The organism is Asaia bogorensis, from assembly GCF_900465345.1.
GTDB classification, from domain to species: domain Bacteria; phylum Pseudomonadota; class Alphaproteobacteria; order Acetobacterales; family Acetobacteraceae; genus Asaia; species Asaia bogorensis_A.
The window spans coordinates 33,212-49,445 of the sequence record NZ_UEGO01000001.1; the positions used below are offsets into that span (position 1 = coordinate 33,212).

The window sequence follows — 16,234 nt, forward strand, 5'->3', positions numbered from 1 at the left end:
TTCACGTGGAACATTCCCAGGCTTCGCTGCACAAAACGTGATCGGCGCGTCCTGCTGCCATCAATACGTATTGACCAGTCATCATCCTGAGGATCGCAGGTCGGGAGATTGTCACATTTGCCTCCTGACAGTATTGAACACGGCATGAGTGCGAAAGACTTCCGAGCCCGGCTCGCCAAACTGCTATCAGGACGGGGCAGCAAAGCACCGAACAAGAATCACGCACGTCATCAGCCCCGCCCGATCTTGATGGAGCCTACGCCCGCGCGTGCGCCCAGCGTGCTGACCCGCCGTGTTGAGGCCCTTCGTGCTGGCATCCGTCTGGCCGGGGTCATCATCTGGGTGCCGCTTTCAGTGGGATTTGAAGCTTTACTGCTCCCCATCCCCGGCGTTCTCAAAATACGCTGGACGCGGGTCATCTGGGGCGTTCTGTGCAAGTTGCTTGATCTGGATATCCAGGTCGTTGGCAGCCCCGTCGGCACAGTCGGCGGACAGAAAGGACGCGATCGGGGTGAGCGCCCCGTTATCTATGTCGCCAATCATTCATCCTGGCTCGACATCCCTGTACTGGGAACCAAGATCTATTCCGTATTCGTCGCCAAAGGCGACATCGAACGCTGGCCCATCATGGGGCTGGTCTCCAAGATCGGACGCACCATTTTCGTAAGCCGCAACCGGAGCACAACCGGGCGTGAGCGAGACGAAATGATCACGCGTCTTGCGACGGGAGATAATCTGATCCTGTTCCCTGAAGGCACATCCTCTGATGGGTCGCGCGTGCTGCCCTTCATGTCCACTTTCTTCGCGATCGCGAAGCTGCCACGCCTGCCCAAAAATGCGCCGCCCGTGGATATGCCCTCCTACCCGCCCGGACTGACGCCACTCATACAACCTATCTCTCTGGTTTATGACCGGCTGGAGGGTTTGCCCGTCACGCGCACCCGACGCGCCATCTTTGCCTGGTATGGCGATATGGATCTGGGGCCCCACGTCTGGCAATTTCTGAAAACACGTAACAAGCGGGCGACTGTCCTGCTTCACGCGCCTCTGGCACCAGAAGACTTCCCCAGCCGCAAGGCACTGGCCAATGCCGCATGGTCTGCCGTCGCGCGCGGCGCAGCAGAATTGCGCCAGAACCGGGATACCATGACGGGCTGGCAGCCTGATCTATCGCGCTGACACGCGCGCCGGCCAGAACACAACGATCATAACACAACCATCAGAAATCGATTTCTGTCGTTGCGTGATAGCTCCGGGGCAAGCCGGCAACTGCCGAATTCGTGGCATTGGTGCCGCCATCGACAGAACTCGGATAGACCGAAGCCCAGTACCGCGCATTGGTTACGTTGCTGACCCCGAAGCGTATGACCATCGGCACGCGATATACGTGAAAGCCATAGCGCGCACCCAGATCAAGGGTTGTGAACGAGGCGACGAAACTGCGGTTCTCGTTATCGGCTGCGCGTCTGCCAACAACGTGCACGCTCGCATTGACCGCGCCACCCCGCGCCCAGCCGGGGTGATAATCGAGCAGGATATTGGCCTGCACCGGAGCCACCCCCACAACCTGCTTGTGCGATGTCAGTGCAGAGCCTGTGTTGCCAACCTGCGCATCAAGCCAGGTGACACCCCCTATGACACTCAGCCCGTCGCTGACCCGCCCTGCAACCTGCCCCTCGACGCCGTAATTGCGTTGTGTTCCCGCCTCGCGATACAGGCTGCTCACCGGATCGGTGAAGGCAAAACCACGCGTCATGCGAAAAGCCGCGGCACTCAGCATCACCCCCGACGAAGGGCGGTATTTTGCGCCCACCTCATATTCTTCCGAGCGCAGCGGTGCGAGCACGTCATTGGCATTCCGGCTCGACGCCGGGGCAACCGGCCCCGCCTGAACAGACCGCCCCCATGTGCCGTAAAAGCTCGTGTGCTCGTCAAGCCGATAGATCAGGCTCGTCATGGGAGTGAAAACACCAGAGGCGTTATAGGCGGCGGTCGTGATGCCATTGCGGTTGCGGCTCGTCGTGTCGAGCCAGCTCCAGCCAAGCGTCGCCATGATGGAAAAATGGCGGTTCAGCGCCATCGTATCCCCCAGAAGGAGGGATTGTGTCAGGATCGATGCGGATTGATAGCGCCCCGAGAAATAAGGCTGCGTCCCTGCGAATACGGTCGGGGCCCCGATACGGGCCGTTCCCAGTATCGTGCTCGCCCCCGCAGTCGGATTGAAATTACCCATGCTGTAACCGTTCGAGCCGAGCACCAGCTGATGCACGAAACGCCCGGTGTGGAACCGGCCATTGACATAGGCGAGGTTCGACCAGACCCGGAAATCATTGGCGGTCGTTGCTGCCGTGATGGTGGTGCGATATCGCCCCGTATCGTCGAGCAAGGCATTGGTGACACCAAAGACATTCCGCCAGGCATCCTGATATAGGCCGCCCAGCGTAAGCGACCAGTTCTCGTTGAATCTGTGGATGACCTTTGCCAGCGCCGTATTGGTTGACGCGTTATAACCCGCAAAATCCTGACCATATCCCTGCTGCGCAAGATCGGGCGCCTTGGGCAAGGAAAGCCCCGTGGCAAAGGAGAACCCTCCGGCATAACCACGCTGGGCATAGCTGTATTGGCTGACGTCAATCTGGATCGTCGTCCGGTTGTCGAGCCTGAAATCGAAGGTTCCGGCAATCAGCCCGCGTCGCAGATGCGTACCGGGGGCATAGGTCGTGCCAGACTGGTTGAGCATCGTCACACGATAGCCAAACCATCGCCCATGCCCCACCCGCCCTGATGCATCGAGTGACTCCAGGGGCGCACCCGTCGAGTCCACTCCGAACACCAGATGCTCGCGAGCATGATCTGTCGGGCGGTTCAGCGTGTAGTCGAATGTCCCCGCCGGATTCTGCGGTCCATACAACGCGCCCGACAACCCGTTGAGCACCTGGAGAGAATCGAACATTTCGGCAGCATAAGGCGTCGTGATCACCATATTGAGCCCGTCCATACGGGAATTGGCGATAACATCCGCTTCGAAGCCCCGCGATTGCGGACGGCTGGTATTGGGGTCTCCCCGCATTTCAAGCTGTACCGAAGGCAGGTACTGCACCAGATCATTCGCATTGCGCGCCTGCTGGTTCACAATCACATCCCGTGAAACCGCCATGATGGAAAAAGGCGTGTCCAGAAGCGAGCGCGTGCCCAACGGCCCGAGAGACGCATCATGACGGCCATAATCAGCCCCCATACCGGATGCCTGACGACCATGCACAATCACATGCTCGTCTCGTTGCCCGGTCTGCGGTGCGGGTTTGTCATGGCCTTGCAGCGGCGCTGCCTCGGCCTTGCCTGAGCCTGTGACGATAGCGGCGCCACCCCAAACCAGCAGGAGCAACAGGCCATAACGCAGGTCAGAGCGGGTGGAGTGATCGGACATAACCCGTATTCATGCCGAAACGAACGCCCTCTTGCCAGACCGCCTTACACTGCCTCGAAGGTTTTTGCGCCCGATCCTTGAGCGACATGCCGACGATCGTTGTCAGAAGCGCCCGCTTCTGGCCTGGGCAGCAGCTACCCGATCGGGACTGTGCAACCTATCGGTGAATTGCACAAAAGGCTGAGCACCCATGCCTCACGCCCCCTTTTCATGAAGCGCAACATGGGGCAGCCTGAACCGGTCCGTCTCTCCCGCCGATGAGATGGAACAGTCGACCATTTCGCTCTGACTGACACCCAAGAAGGACAAGAACGCTCCCATGGTTTCGAGGACAACGCGCATGACCCGTCGTTTGCTGCGCCCCGCATTGACTGCCCTTCTTTTCGCTGCACCGGCTTCGACGCTCCATATCTCCCGAGCGGCTGCACAGGCCGTGATCACGGGCAACCAGAGCATGACCGCAACGGTCGAGACGATCGATCCGGAAACACGTACCGTTCTGCTGCGTGACAAGAAGGGCGGATTGCTCAACCTCACCATCCCCAAGGATGCAAAGAACCTTCCCCATCTTGAGGCTGGAGACCAGATTTCGGTCCGTTTCTTCCAGACGATGGCAGCCGATATCGCCGCACCCGGCACGCCCCTGCCAGAATCGACCGTGTCATCCGCCAAGGGTTATGCCCGTCGCCACCCGCATGGCACGCTCGTCTCGTTCCAGCGTCAGCGCGTGAAGGTCGTGACGGTCGATGCGGCTGCCCATAAGGTAACGATCATCGATCATGCTGATATCACACGCACCATCACTGTGCGTCAGAAGGCGCTTCAGCCCCTGCTGAACAGCCTCAAGACCGGCGATGACGTCGATGTGACGACGATGGATGCGGTGTCATTTTCCGTGCTCAACCGAACCGTCAATGGCGATGTCTCGGTTACCGAAAAAACCGGCGAACAGACCCCGGCAGTAACACCGGCTCACTGACTATTCGGGCAGGGTGCGGGGCTTTGCCCTGCACCCGCAGAGGGGCAAGCCCCATTAATCCCCGTTTCGAACCAGACAGGTTTATAAAGGACGACCGTCCTTTGGCGGGGCATGGGGCAGCGCCCCATACATCCGCTTACTGTGCAGGCCTGGCCGGCCGCCAGAGCGTATCTGGCGGCGGCAGATGAGGGGAATTATCGATCACCCCGTAGCCATCGTCGGCGTAGCCATGATGGGCCACCTTGCGGGGGCCGCACCCCGCAAGCACCAGACCACCGACCAGAAGAGCGAGAGACAAGCGCCTCAAGCGCCTGGCTCCAGACGCAGACTGTCCGCCACGGCACGGGCCAGCCGGGTATAGGCCTGCGCGGCCTCGCTGTCGGGCGAGGACAGAATGATCGGCGTACCGGCATCGGCGCTCATGCGAATATCGGCCAGCAGCGGAATTTCGCCAAGGAACGGTACATTGGCCTTTTCGGCTTCGGCCCGCGCGCCCCCATGACCGAACAGCTCGGTGCGATGGTTACAGTTAGGGCAGCAGAAATAGGACATGTTCTCGACCACACCGAGCAGAGGCACATTCATGCGCTCGAACATGGTCAGCCCACGGCGGGCATCCAGCAGGGCAATGTCCTGCGGGGTGGAAACGATCACGGCACCGCGCAGGCTGAGCTTCTGGGCGATGGTCAGCTGGGCGTCACCTGTACCCGGCGGCATGTCGATCACAAGCACATCGAGGGCGGGCCACGCCACGTCGCCCAGAAACTGGCCGATGGCCCCCATGACCATCGGGCCGCGCCAGATCATGGCCTGCTGTTCATCCACCAGAAACCCGATGGACATGGCGTGCATGCCCCAGGCTTCGACGGGAATGATCTTGCCATTTTCAAGCGCAGGCTTGGCGGAGTGGCCGAGCATGCGTGGCAGGGAGGGGCCATAGATATCGGCATCCAGCATGCCGGTACGCAGCCCGAGCTTGGCCAGACCGGCCGCGAGGTTGACCGCGGTGGTCGACTTACCCACGCCGCCCTTGCCGGAGGCAACGGCGATGATGGCGCGCACCTGGGGCAGGGCCTTGCCATCGGGGCGCATGGGCTGAGGATGGCCGGGGCTGTTGGCGGGCTGCTCGAGCTGGAAGGGGCGGTGCCCCTGAGGCTGGGGCGCAGCCTTGCCCGGTGCACGATGGGCCGTCAGGATGATCGTTGCGCGCGAGATACCGGGGAGACGCGCAAGAGCAGCTTCAGCACGGGGACGCAGGGGTTCGATACGCGCCGCATCCTCGCGCGACGTGGCGAGAGAGACATGGGCGTGTCCATCACGCACCGCCACACCTTCAAGCGAGGCAAAGCTCAGGACATTGGATGTGCCGGCTTCATCCTGAACCAGGCGCAGGGTCTCGAGAATCCTGCGCTGGTCTTCCTCGTTGGCGGGTTTTTCAAAATCGGTCATGGTTGTCCTCTGGCGACGGGGCGCTTCTGGCGACGGGGCCGGGCCTTATCCCTTTCGTTTAACATGGCGGGAAGTGGATCGCGCAACCATCTGCGCGTATGAGCAGGTCAATACCGGGGCAGATGCACCCGGGTCGTCCGGGCAGGAGAGCATGACAGGCATGAGCGAGGCCACAACCGACGCCACCCCTAAACGCAAGAAGCGCGACCATCGCATTGATGCCCTGCGCGGCATCGCGCTGCTGATGATGCTGGCCGATCATGCGCCACAGGATGTGCTCAACCGCTTCACATTGCGCAATTTCGGCTTCGCTGACGCCGCCGAGATCTTTGTGCTGCTGGCGGGCTATGCCTCGTGGCTGGCCTATGGCCGCCTGATCCTGCGCGGGCCGCCAACGGGTGGATGGGTCATGGGTATCGAGCGCATCGTGCGCCGATGCTGGCGCCTGTATCTGTTCCAGATGGTCATGTTGCTGGTGTCGGTTTTCACCATACGCCAGTGGCGGCATTATTACCCCGTGCCCGTGGATTTTCTGGAGCCCGAACTGGCCCATGGCCATGAATGGATCTGGAGCGTCCTCAGCCTTCAGGCCCTGCCGAACAATCTGAACATCCTGCCGCTCTATATCGTGCTGCTTCTGGCCTTTCCGCTGCTGGTCTTTCTGTGGAAGATCTCGCCATGGCTACTGGGCGGGGTCAGTCTTGCGCTCTGGGGGCTGATCAACAGTGACCCCACGCTCAACCTGCCCAACTGGCTCGACCCCGATGGCTGGTATTTCAACCCGCTGGCCTGGCAGTTCATTTTCACCCTTGGCATGCTGGCCGCCATCATGGCGGGCAAGCGCGAGGGCAATCTACCGGCCCCCCTCTGGGCCAAATGCCTTGCCGGAGCCTATCTGCTGTTCGGCGCGCTTGAGTGCTTTCCCTATGAAAGCTGGAACCTGCCTAGCCTGAGGCCGCTTGCCGTCGTGCCGCAGGCCGACAAGTCCGATCTGGCCATCTGGCGCTGGACCGACGCTCTGGCCATCCTGCTGCTTGTCCAGTCCTCCGTAACGGCCACGCGCCTTTCGGAAACACGTATCGGGCAGGGTCTCGCGCTGCTGGGGCGTCATTCGCTTGAGGTATTCAGCTTCGGCACCATTCTCGACCTGTTTGCCCGACTGGTGATGAACAGTTTTGGCGATGGCTGGGTCATCCAGATTCTGGTCAATGTGCTTGGCTTCCTCGGGGTCTATGGATTGTCGGTCTGGCTTGATCGCCATCGCCGTCAGGCCGCTCTGATGGCGGGCGAAACACGCAAGGAAGCCCGGGCGGAAGAGAAGAAAGATCGCAGCGCGGAGATAGGTGACGCAAACCCCTGATTTGCGTTAGCCTAGCGCCATGAAACATCGCCTCGTTCTTGCCGCCCTGATGGGCGGCTGGGTTTCCGCCGCCTCCTCCGCCTTTGCCGACCCCGCGCCGGCACCGGCCGCACCCGCAGCAACTGCGCCGGCGGCTCTTGCACGCAGCGTTCATGCGGCGCCGGACTCCCTGGCCGATCTGGCAGCCAGTCTGCTGCCTGCGGTGGTAAACATCTCGATTTCAGCCACGCTGAAGCCGGGTGAGGATGATGACGACGATGACGGCCCGGACGCCAGCCCCGATGACGGACCGCAGGTGCCGCAATTTCCCCCCGGCTCGCCGATGGAGAAATTCTTTCACGATTACATGAATCGCTCCCCCTCGCCTTCCGATCCGCCACGCAAGATGCAGGCGCTGGGCTCGGGCTTCATCATCTCGCCCGACGGATTCATCGTCACGAACAACCATGTCATCAAGGATGCGGACAAGGTTTCCGTCACCCTTCAGGATGGCACGGTGCTTCCTGCAAAGATCGTGGGGCGCGACAGCCGGACCGATCTGGCCGTGATCAAGATCGAGAGCAAGACGCCCTTCCCGACCGTGCCCTTTGGCGATAGCGACAAGGCCCGCGTCGGCGACCGCGTTCTGGCCATCGGCAATCCGTTCGGCCTGTCCGGCACGGTCACCAGCGGCATCGTTTCATCGCGTGGGCGCGATATCAATCACGGGCTGTATGACGACTATATTCAGACCGATGCCTCCATCAACCGGGGCAATTCCGGCGGTCCGCTTTTCAATCTCGATGGGCAGGTGATCGGCATCAACACGGCCATCTACAGCTCCAGTGGCGGCTCCATCGGTATCGGCTTTGCCATTCCGGCCAATGATGCCCGTGGTGTGATCGACCAGCTGCGCCGTGATGGCCATGTGTCGCGCGGCTGGATTGGCGTACGCGTGCAGAACGTGACACATGAAATTGCCGACAGCATCGGCCTCAAGCCCGAAAAGGGCGCGATGATTGCCGGTATCGACCCCAAGGGCCCGGCTTCTGCGGCAAAGCTGCAGACAGGCGATGTGATTACCGCGCTCAATGGCAAACCCATTGATGGCCACGCCCTGCCACGCCTCGTGGCCGAAATTGCGCCCGGCACCAAGACGGTGTTCGGCATCTGGCGCAAGGGCAAGACAATGGATGTCACCCTGGTGGTCAAACCCTCACCCGAGGCGCCGGACATGCCGCCAAGCGATGCCAAGTTGAAAGGCCCGACCAAGCTCGCCCTGGCTGATCTGGGCGTCACCTTCTCTGCCATCGATGATGAGACACGCAGCAAATACAGCCTGTCGGATTCGCAGCGAGGCGTGGTGGTGACCGATGTGACACGCGATGGTGCTGCCGATACGCGTGGCCTTCAGCCGGGCGACGTGGTGACGGAAGTGCAGCAGGTGGCCGTGAATTCACCGGACGCCCTGTCAAAGGAACTGGCACGCGCACGCCAGCAGAAGAAACATACCGTGCTCCTGCTCGTTCAGGGTCAGGACGGGCTGCGCTGGGTGCCGCTGCCGCTATCCGGAGACTGATCTATGCCCTTTGCCTCACTGCTCCGGGCGCGCGAGGATGGTGAGGCCCCGTGGCGGCAGATGGTCAGAACCCTCGTTGCGGTGGCCCTGTGCTGGATCATCGGTGAAGCCACCGGGCTGGACGAGACGATCTGGGCCCTGATCACGGCGCTGATCGTCACCCAGTCGAGCATAGACCAGACATTTTCCACGGCGCGCGACCAGATTATCGGCACGCTGGTCGGTGCTGTTGTTGGCACACTGGCTATCACCGCGCGGCTTATTCTGGGTTTCTACTGGCCAATCTTCTGCGTCGCCCTGCTACCGCTGGCCTATATGGCGGCCGTTCGCCCCTCGCTGCGCTTTGCCGGGGTGACGCTGATGATTGTCTATCTTCTGCCCTCGCATGGCGCGAACCCGTACTGGCCGCTGACCGAGCGACTGACTGCCATTTTCCTTGGTGTGATCGTCGCGCTGGTTGTGAGTTTCGTGGTGCTTCATGCCAGTGCGCGGCGGCGCGGTTTCCTCACCGCAGGGCGCATGTTCCGCGAGATGGACGAACTGCTTCAGGCGGCCCTGCGACGGCAGGAAATGTGGAGCGAACTCGAAGCCCGCAACGATCATTGCGCCCGCAACCTGCTGGTGATTAATGAATGTGTGGCAGAGGCCTATCGCGAAAACTGGGGGCTGCTCGAAAAACGCCACCCGATCCTGACCGTGCTGCCCGCCCTGATGCGCCGTATGCTCAGTGATACCATGCTGGTGGCCCGTGCCATCAATGCGGGCAAGGACAGGGGCGGTTTTTCTGGCGTGGCCGGGCTGCATACCGGTCTGAGCCATGCCTATCGCTCTCTCGCCCGGCGCTGCGAAATCCATGCTGCGGGCAAGGCCCATGAGAAACCCTATCGTCCGGGACGGGAAGACGTCTTGAGTGCGCTGCCGACACTGGGGCAGGATGCGCTGCCTGAAATGCATTTCGTCATCGCCCTGCTGCGTCAGGATCTGCGTCGCGCCACAGACGTGCTGATGAGCACGCCCGAAAGCCGGGCGAAAGACCTGAGAGACATGATCGGAAAGTAAGCCCAACGCATGGCGTATCTGCGCAAATCGCGTTGAACTTGTGCCCCCCCTGTTACGTTTCCTGATGTAATTTGGGCCGGATCATGCCGGGCGTTTTTTGACGTGTGTGACTGGATCTGGTCTTTTCATGTCGTTCAGAAATGGCACTCCTGAAGCAACAAAAAGGGATTTAAGCTTATGATCACCCGCGAGACCCTGAAGCACCTGCCGGCAGGCGTGGCCGCTCCGTCTTACGATCTCAAGGACATCAAGCCCGGAATCCTGCATTTTGGCGTCGGCAATTTCTTTCGTGCCCATGAGGCCTATTATGTCGACAAGGCCCTCGCGCTGCCCGGCCAGCAGGGCTGGGGCATTATCGGTGTCGGCCTGACCTCGGGCGACCGTTCCAAGAAGAAGGCCGAGGATTTCAAGCAGCAGGACTGCCTGTTCTCCCTGACCGAAACGGCCCCCTCGGGCGAGAGTAAGCGCACCGTTATTGGCGCCCTGCGCGACTATCTCCTCGCCCCCGAAAAGCAGGAAGCCGTTCTGGAATATCTCGCCGATCCGGCCATCAAGATCGTGTCGATGACGATCACCGAGGGTGGCTACAACATCGACGAGCATTCGGGTGAATTCGCGCTCGACAACGAGGCCGTCCAGCGCGATCTGTCCAACCCCGAAACGCCGTCCACGATCTTTGGTTATGTGGTCGAGGGCCTGCGCCGCCGTCGCGATGCGGGCAATCGCGCCTTCACCATCATGTCCTGCGATAACCTGCGTCATAACGGCAACGTGGCGCGCAAGGCATTCCTTGGTTATGCCCGCGCCCGTGACCCGGAGCTGGCAAGCTGGATCGAGGCAAATGCCACCTTCCCCAACGCCATGGTTGATCGCATCACACCGACCGTCTCGGCGGACATCGCTGCCCGCCTGAACAAGGAGAGCGGCCTGGATGATCTTCTGCCGCTCGTGGCGGAAGACTTCACCCAGTGGGTGATCGAGGATGAATTTGCCGATGGACGTCCCGCCCTTGAAAAGGTCGGCGTGCAGATGGTCGATGACGTGACCGATTATGAGTTCATGAAGATCCGCATGCTCAACGCATCGCACATCTTCCTGGCCTTCTCCGGCCTGCTCCTCGGGTACGATCATATCGACGAGTCGATCAATGACCCCGATCTGCGCAAGCTGGTCGAGAGCTATCTCGACACAGATGTCATCCCGACCCTGAAGGCCGCGCCGGGTGAAGACCTTGAGAAGTACAAGGAATCGGTCATCTCGCGCTTCTCCAACCCGGCCATGGCAGACCAGAACCTGCGTATCGGCAGCGATGGGGCATCGAAGGTGCAGGTGTTCTGGACCGCCACCATCCAGAACCTCCTGAAAGACAAGCGCGATCTAGACCGCGTTGCCTATGGTCTGGCTGCCTATCTTGAAATGCTTCGCGGCAAGAACGAGAAGGGCGGCACATTCGAGCCGATCGAACCGACCTTCACCGATGACACTTGGAAAATCGCCAGGAGCGACGATTACGAAGCCGGGTTTGCCCTCCCGGCCTTTGATGGCTGGCGCAAGCTTGATCATGCCGCACTTGACGAAAAAGTGACCGAACTACGCAAGGTTATTAGAGAAAAAGGCGTAAAGGCCGCTCTCTCTATCTGAAAAGGATGCGCGAAAGCCGCACTCATGACAGATTTCTAAGGCAGGCGAGTTTTCCTGTGTCCCAAAGTAACTTATGGGCGTTAGGAAAATCAGACATCACCCGGCATTTAGCCGGGTCTGCCGGAGATAGTCATAGTGCTGCGTCGCGATCTTGTTAAAATCGGTGCTGGCCTCTCGATACTGGGGGCCAGCAAAATTGCCCGGGCAGCGCCTGCTGCTGCCCCGAAGCCAACCCCGTTCGACAACAACACGGTACGGCAGATCGCGCAGAACCTGTCGAAATCCGCCTACAAGGCGCCGCAGCAGACTCTCCCCAGCGCTATCGACAATCTGAACTTCGATCAGTTCCGCGGCATCACGTACAAGGAAGAGCGTGCGCTCTGGCACGGCCAGAACCTCGCCTTTGACGTCGAGTTTTTCCCGCGTGGCTTCCTGTATCGCCCGCGTATCAACATGAACGAGGTTGTGGACGGACAGTCGAGCCCGATCGTCTACGACCCTGACATGTTCAGCTATCCCGACCCGATGCTGCGCGTGACCGATGATCTCGGCTTTTCCGGCCTGCGTCTGCGCAATGCCATCAACACCCCCAATGTGATGGAAGAATGTGCCGTGTTTCTCGGCGCATCCTACTTCCGCGCTGTGGCGAAGGGGCAGAATTACGGCCTGTCCGCCCGCGGTTTCGCTAATGGCACAGGCGACCCGAAGGGCGAGGAATTCGCCCTCTTCCGTGAATTCTGGCTCGAAAAGCCCAAGCCCGGCGTCGACTCGGTCGTTATTCATGCCCTGATGGACAGCCCTTCGGTCGTTGGTGCTTTCCGCTTCACCATTCGTCCGGGCGCCACAACGGTCTTTGATGTGCAGTCGAGCTTCTATCCGCGCACCGATATCACCGAAGGCGGCGTGGCAGCCCTGACCGGCATGTTCTATTTCGATGCCAATAACCGCAATCATGTCGATGACTGGCGCCCCGGCGCCCATGACAGTGAAGCGCTCCAGATGTGGACCGGCACGGGTGGGCAGCTCTATCGCCCGCTGAACAATCCCGTCGATCTCCAGTTCTCGGCCTTCCAGGATGCAAGCCCGCACGGCTTTGGCCTTATGCAGCGCCGCCGCGCGTTCCATGATTTCGAAGATCTCGCGCTGAACTACGAAAAGCGCCCCTCGCTCTGGATCGAACCCATCGGTGACTGGGGCGAAGGGGCTGTCGATCTGGTCGAGATTCCGACACCCAACGAGGTGAACGACAATATCGTGTCGTTCTGGCGCCCCAAGCAGCCCATGCAGGCCGGGCACGAATACGGCTACACCTATCGCATGTACTGGGGCTGGGACACGCCCTGGCCAACCGATCTGGCCCGCATTGGCGCAACACGCGTCGGCGCCGTGACCGATCATGCCGATGGCCGCATGTTCGTGATCGATTTCACCGGCAAGCCGTTCGAGAACCTGCCCGCCAATGCAGCCTTCCACCTCGTACCGCAGGCCTCGACCGGGACCATCAAGAACGTGGTGGTTGAGCCCAATCCGAACATCAAGGGATGGCGTACGACGTTCGAATTCTATCCGGGCAGCGCCAAGCTGGCCGAACTGACGTGCCAGCTTGCCAATGAGCAGGGGCCGATTTCCGAAAAATGGATGTATCGTTGGACGCCGTGAGCACCCTTCCCACCTCTTTCACCCCCTTCGACGTGCTTCCGGCGGAATCGCCCCTCGAGATGCCGACGCAGAGCCTGCGTCAGCGTCCCGAGACTTTCGGGCGTGACCGTCATCCCCCCACCACACCCTCCCTGCTGTGGTTGCGCCGCCTGCTGGTCATTGGCGGTGCCATTGCCCTGACAGGCTGGGGGGCGTTCGAGATGAACCGCGTGCTCAACAGCATGGGCGTCTCGACGCTGGGCATCATCGTTCTGGCGCTGTTCGTGGTGCTCGGCGCCTGGATCTCACTTTCCTTTACCTCCTCGCTTGCCGGCTTTGTCTCGGTGCTGCGTCACGGGGGTCTGGGTCTTGGCATCTCGCGCGATACCCCTCTGCCCGCGCTGATGACCCGGACCGCAGTGCTCATGCCCACCTATAACGAGGACCCGGACCGTGTCCTCGTGGGCCTGCGTGCGATCCATGACAGCCTGGTGGCGACAGGCCGTATCGACGCTTTTGACTTCTTCATCCTCTCCGACACGACAGACCCCGATGTCTGGGTTCGCGAGGAGCGCGCCTATCTTGCCTTTGTGCAGGCGGTGAACGGGCAGGGGCGCATTTTCTATCGTCGTCGCCCCAAGAACATCGATCGTAAATCCGGCAATCTGGAAGAATGGGTCAAACGCTTCGGCGGTGCCTATCAGCAGATGCTCACCCTTGACGCCGATTCAGTGATGGATGGCGGCCTGATCGTGCGTACGGTCTCGGCCATGGAGCGCCACGAGAACGTGGCGCTCATCCAGACCCTGCCGGTCATCATCGGTGGCAAGACACTCTTTGCCCGCATGCAGCAATTTGCCGGGCGTGTTTACGGGCCGCTGATCGCTCACGGCATTGCCTGGTGGCATGGCTCGGAAGGCAATTACTGGGGGCATAACGCCGTCATCCGTACCCGTGCTTTTGCCGAACAAGCCGGATTGCCTCACCTGCCGGGCCGCAAGCCTTTCGGTGGCGGTATCCTCAGCCATGACTTTGTCGAGGCCGCCCTGATGCGTCGTGGCGGCTGGGCCATTCACATGGTGCCGGGTCTGTTCGGTTCCTATGAGGAAAGCCCGCCCTCGCTCACAGATGTCGCGATCCGTGACCGCCGCTGGTGTCAGGGCAATCTCCAGCATGGCAAGATCGTTCTGTCACGCGGGCTGCACTGGATGAGCCGCATGCACATGATGGTCGGTATCGGTGCCTATATCACCTCGCCGCTGTGGCTGCTGTTCCTCATGTTCGGTATCCTGATCTCGCTACAGTCCCATTTCGACCGGCCCGAATATTTTGGCGACACCAAGACGCTCTACCCGCACTGGCCGCAGGTCGATCCGGTACAGGCCAAATACGTGTTCATCGGCACGATGGCCGTACTGCTCGCCCCCAAGGCACTCGCCCTGATCGCAGCGCTCTTTGATCGCGCCATGCTGCGCAGCTGTGGTGGCTTTGTCCGCCTTGTGGCCTCCATCCTGCTGGAAACGCTCATTGGCGGTCTGATCGCGCCGATTGCGATGCTGATCCACACCTCAGGCGTCATTTCGATCCTGCGCGGCCGCGATTCCGGCTGGAATGCCCAGAACCGTGATGACGGGCGCGTTTCCCTCAAGGAAGTGGCGCATGGCTACTGGATCTATACCGCCTATGGTCTGGTCATGGCTGCTGCGGCCTGGTCAGTCTCGTTCTCGCTCTTCCTGTGGATGACGCCGGTTCTGATTGGTCTGGCCCTGGCCATTCCTCTGGCCGCCATGACCGCAAGCCGTGATGTCGGTCTGTGGCTCAGAAGCTGGGGACTCCTGCTCATCCCCGAAGAGACCAATTTGCCGCCCATCCTGAAGCTCGCCGCCGAGAACGATCTGCGTCGCACCCAGGCCGAAGCCATGCCGGATCGCCCCCCGGCCGAGGCCTTCACGGCCCTGCGCAGCAATCCGGCTCTCGCCGCCGAGCATCGCCGTGCTCTGCCCATTGCCCGTCAGCCCGGTGCCGCTATCGATGCCAATCTGCTGGTCGGTCTGCTGAAACTGCGTGAAGCCGCTTCCGTGGACAGCGCTCTCGCGACACTGTCCCGGCAGGAAAAAGCCTCTGTCCTGTGCAGCGCCGAAGGCCTGGACCTCATTCTCGGCCTCCCTGCCTGAACAGGGTTCATGGGAATAATGCCTGTTCCGGTATTATTCCCACGGGGCTCTGCCTCGCACCCGGGATGGGATGAACCCCTCCAATCCCCACACCACATTTGCCAAAGTCCCGGAAGATCCCTGCCCCCAGGCATGGTCTCGGATAGCGCCCCACAACGACAGGCCACAAAAAAAGGCCAGCCTTGTGGCTGGCCCTTTTTGTCGTTCGGTCTTAACAGGCGCTTACTTGAAATCCTGCCCACGCTGACGGACCTGGGCGCAAAGCTGCGTGCGATGGCTCAGATCGAGGGTCGAGACATCGAAGGGAACATTGGTGCTGCTCTGTAGCAGGCCCTGACCACCCAGCGAGTAGTACTGGTCGTTCTGCACATCGGGACGCTTGGCCAGCTTGCGGCCTACAACGCGCAGTGTGTTGCCGTGCACCAGGTGGTTACGCACACAATAGCTGGCGAGGCCAGCGAGATTGCCCGCCTTGGCCGCATCGAGCGAGGGCAGACCATAATTATCGAGAACGCCCGGCGTGCTGGCGGTCGCTACCGTGTTGCTCACGCCGCTGCCACCAACGGCCTGCATGACGTGACTGGCTGCATCCGGAGCGCCATCACGATGAACAGGAATGGACCCGGCAGGCATCACGGTGGACTGCGTTCCTGGTGCAACGGACGGCACGGGAGCCTGCTGCGCATGCGCAGAAGCACCAGCGAAGGTAAGGCCAGCGACGGCGGTCAGACCGAGACAAAGACGAGACAACATGAAAGCGATCCTTTTTTTCTGCTCTTTTTCAGACCCGTCTCTTGCAAGCGGAGCCTGTTAAAACGCGCTTTCCCGAAAGTATATCAGGATGAAGGACGTGTGCTTTCCTAACATGTGAGGCGCCAAGTGGTTTATTCCCCTATCGAAACTTCGGCGCTTCATCATGGGGGCGTTGAGGTGCGCCCCATTCTGCCGC

At 60.9% G+C, this 16,234-nt stretch carries 12 protein-coding genes; 8 read left to right on the forward strand and 4 right to left on the reverse strand.

From position 1 onward, the window contains the following. The first annotated feature begins 144 nt into the window (after window positions 1-144). Complete coding sequence (locus ED655_RS00195) at window positions 145-1,179, forward strand: lysophospholipid acyltransferase family protein (protein WP_205835953.1); 1,035 nt, start codon at window positions 145-147, stop codon at window positions 1,177-1,179. 40 nt (window positions 1,180-1,219) lie between these two features. Here ED655_RS00195 and ED655_RS00200 read toward each other — a convergent pair whose 3' ends face one another. After that, window positions 1,220-3,427: a TonB-dependent receptor gene (locus ED655_RS00200; protein WP_122048549.1), complete on the reverse strand. Its 2,208-nt coding sequence runs from the start codon at window positions 3,425-3,427 to the stop codon at window positions 1,220-1,222. A 340-nt stretch (window positions 3,428-3,767) separates the two neighbouring features. Here ED655_RS00200 and ED655_RS00205 point away from each other — a divergent pair, with 340 nt between their 5' ends. After that, the gene (locus ED655_RS00205) at window positions 3,768-4,406 is read left to right on the forward strand and encodes a hypothetical protein (protein WP_035444365.1); all 639 of its coding nucleotides are present in this window, start codon (window positions 3,768-3,770) and stop codon (window positions 4,404-4,406) included. A gap of 136 nt (window positions 4,407-4,542) precedes the next feature. On the opposite strand, the gene ED655_RS15390 is transcribed toward ED655_RS00205, so the two are convergent. Both ED655_RS15390 and ED655_RS00210 read right to left on the reverse strand, forming a co-directional pair. Continuing rightward, window positions 4,543-4,713 carry a hypothetical protein gene (locus tag ED655_RS15390; protein ID WP_162993320.1) on the reverse strand — a complete coding sequence of 57 codons (171 nt, stop codon included), beginning with the start codon at window positions 4,711-4,713 and terminating at the stop codon, window positions 4,543-4,545. After that, window positions 4,710-5,855: an Mrp/NBP35 family ATP-binding protein gene (locus tag ED655_RS00210; RefSeq protein WP_062165534.1), complete on the reverse strand. Its 1,146-nt coding sequence runs from the start codon at window positions 5,853-5,855 to the stop codon at window positions 4,710-4,712. The genes ED655_RS15390 and ED655_RS00210 overlap by 4 nt, the downstream gene beginning before the upstream one ends. A 160-nt stretch (window positions 5,856-6,015) precedes the next feature. Here ED655_RS00210 and ED655_RS00215 point away from each other — a divergent pair, with 160 nt between their 5' ends. The 6 genes from ED655_RS00215 (at window position 6,016) to mdoH (ending at window position 15,285) form a co-directional block, all read left to right on the forward strand. Then, window positions 6,016-7,215, forward strand: a complete 1,200-nt coding sequence (locus ED655_RS00215) for an OpgC family protein (RefSeq protein WP_240993421.1) — start codon at window positions 6,016-6,018, stop codon at window positions 7,213-7,215. A gap of 19 nt (window positions 7,216-7,234) precedes the next feature. Next, window positions 7,235-8,773, forward strand: coding sequence for a Do family serine endopeptidase (locus ED655_RS00220; protein WP_122048550.1), 1,539 nt, complete (start codon window positions 7,235-7,237; stop codon window positions 8,771-8,773). A gap of 3 nt (window positions 8,774-8,776) precedes the next feature. Then, a complete protein-coding gene (locus ED655_RS00225) occupies window positions 8,777-9,832 on the forward strand; it encodes an FUSC family protein (RefSeq protein ID WP_122048551.1) in 1,056 nt (351 codons plus the stop codon). A 177-nt stretch (window positions 9,833-10,009) separates the two neighbouring features. Next, on the forward strand, window positions 10,010-11,473 hold the full coding sequence (locus tag ED655_RS00230) for a mannitol dehydrogenase family protein (RefSeq protein WP_122048552.1): 1,464 nt from the start codon (window positions 10,010-10,012) through the stop codon (window positions 11,471-11,473). Between the two features lie 135 nt (window positions 11,474-11,608). Further along, window positions 11,609-13,132, forward strand: a complete 1,524-nt coding sequence (locus ED655_RS00235) for an OpgD/OpgG family glucan biosynthesis protein (protein ID WP_035444360.1) — start codon at window positions 11,609-11,611, stop codon at window positions 13,130-13,132. Further along, complete coding sequence (gene mdoH / locus ED655_RS00240; protein ID WP_122048553.1) at window positions 13,108-15,285, forward strand: glucans biosynthesis glucosyltransferase MdoH; 2,178 nt, start codon at window positions 13,108-13,110, stop codon at window positions 15,283-15,285. The genes ED655_RS00235 and mdoH overlap by 25 nt, the downstream gene beginning before the upstream one ends. Window positions 15,286-15,507: 222 nt before the next feature. On the opposite strand, the gene ED655_RS00245 is transcribed toward mdoH, so the two are convergent. After that, complete coding sequence (locus tag ED655_RS00245) at window positions 15,508-16,038, reverse strand: YjjA family protein (RefSeq protein ID WP_122048554.1); 531 nt, start codon at window positions 16,036-16,038, stop codon at window positions 15,508-15,510. Window positions 16,039-16,234: the final 196 nt, after the last annotated feature.

Bases quoted from the DNA above. Each gene is read 5' to 3' on its own strand.
- ED655_RS00225 (WP_122048551.1), top strand. From the start codon at position 8,777: ATGCCCTTTGCCTCACTGCTCCGGGCGCGCGAGGATGGTGAGGCCCCG.
- mdoH (WP_122048553.1), top strand. From the start codon at position 13,108: ATGGATGTATCGTTGGACGCCGTGAGCACCCTTCCCACCTCTTTCACC.
- ED655_RS00205 (WP_035444365.1), top strand. From the start codon at position 3,768: ATGACCCGTCGTTTGCTGCGCCCCGCATTGACTGCCCTTCTTTTCGCT.
- ED655_RS00195 (WP_205835953.1), top strand. From the start codon at position 145: ATGAGTGCGAAAGACTTCCGAGCCCGGCTCGCCAAACTGCTATCAGGA.
- ED655_RS00245 (WP_122048554.1), bottom strand. From the start codon at position 16,038: ATGTTGTCTCGTCTTTGTCTCGGTCTGACCGCCGTCGCTGGCCTTACC.
- ED655_RS00210 (WP_062165534.1), bottom strand. From the start codon at position 5,855: ATGACCGATTTTGAAAAACCCGCCAACGAGGAAGACCAGCGCAGGATT.
- ED655_RS00230 (WP_122048552.1), top strand. From the start codon at position 10,010: ATGATCACCCGCGAGACCCTGAAGCACCTGCCGGCAGGCGTGGCCGCT.
- ED655_RS00200 (WP_122048549.1), bottom strand. From the start codon at position 3,427: ATGTCCGATCACTCCACCCGCTCTGACCTGCGTTATGGCCTGTTGCTC.
- ED655_RS00215 (WP_240993421.1), top strand. From the start codon at position 6,016: ATGAGCGAGGCCACAACCGACGCCACCCCTAAACGCAAGAAGCGCGAC.
- ED655_RS00220 (WP_122048550.1), top strand. From the start codon at position 7,235: ATGAAACATCGCCTCGTTCTTGCCGCCCTGATGGGCGGCTGGGTTTCC.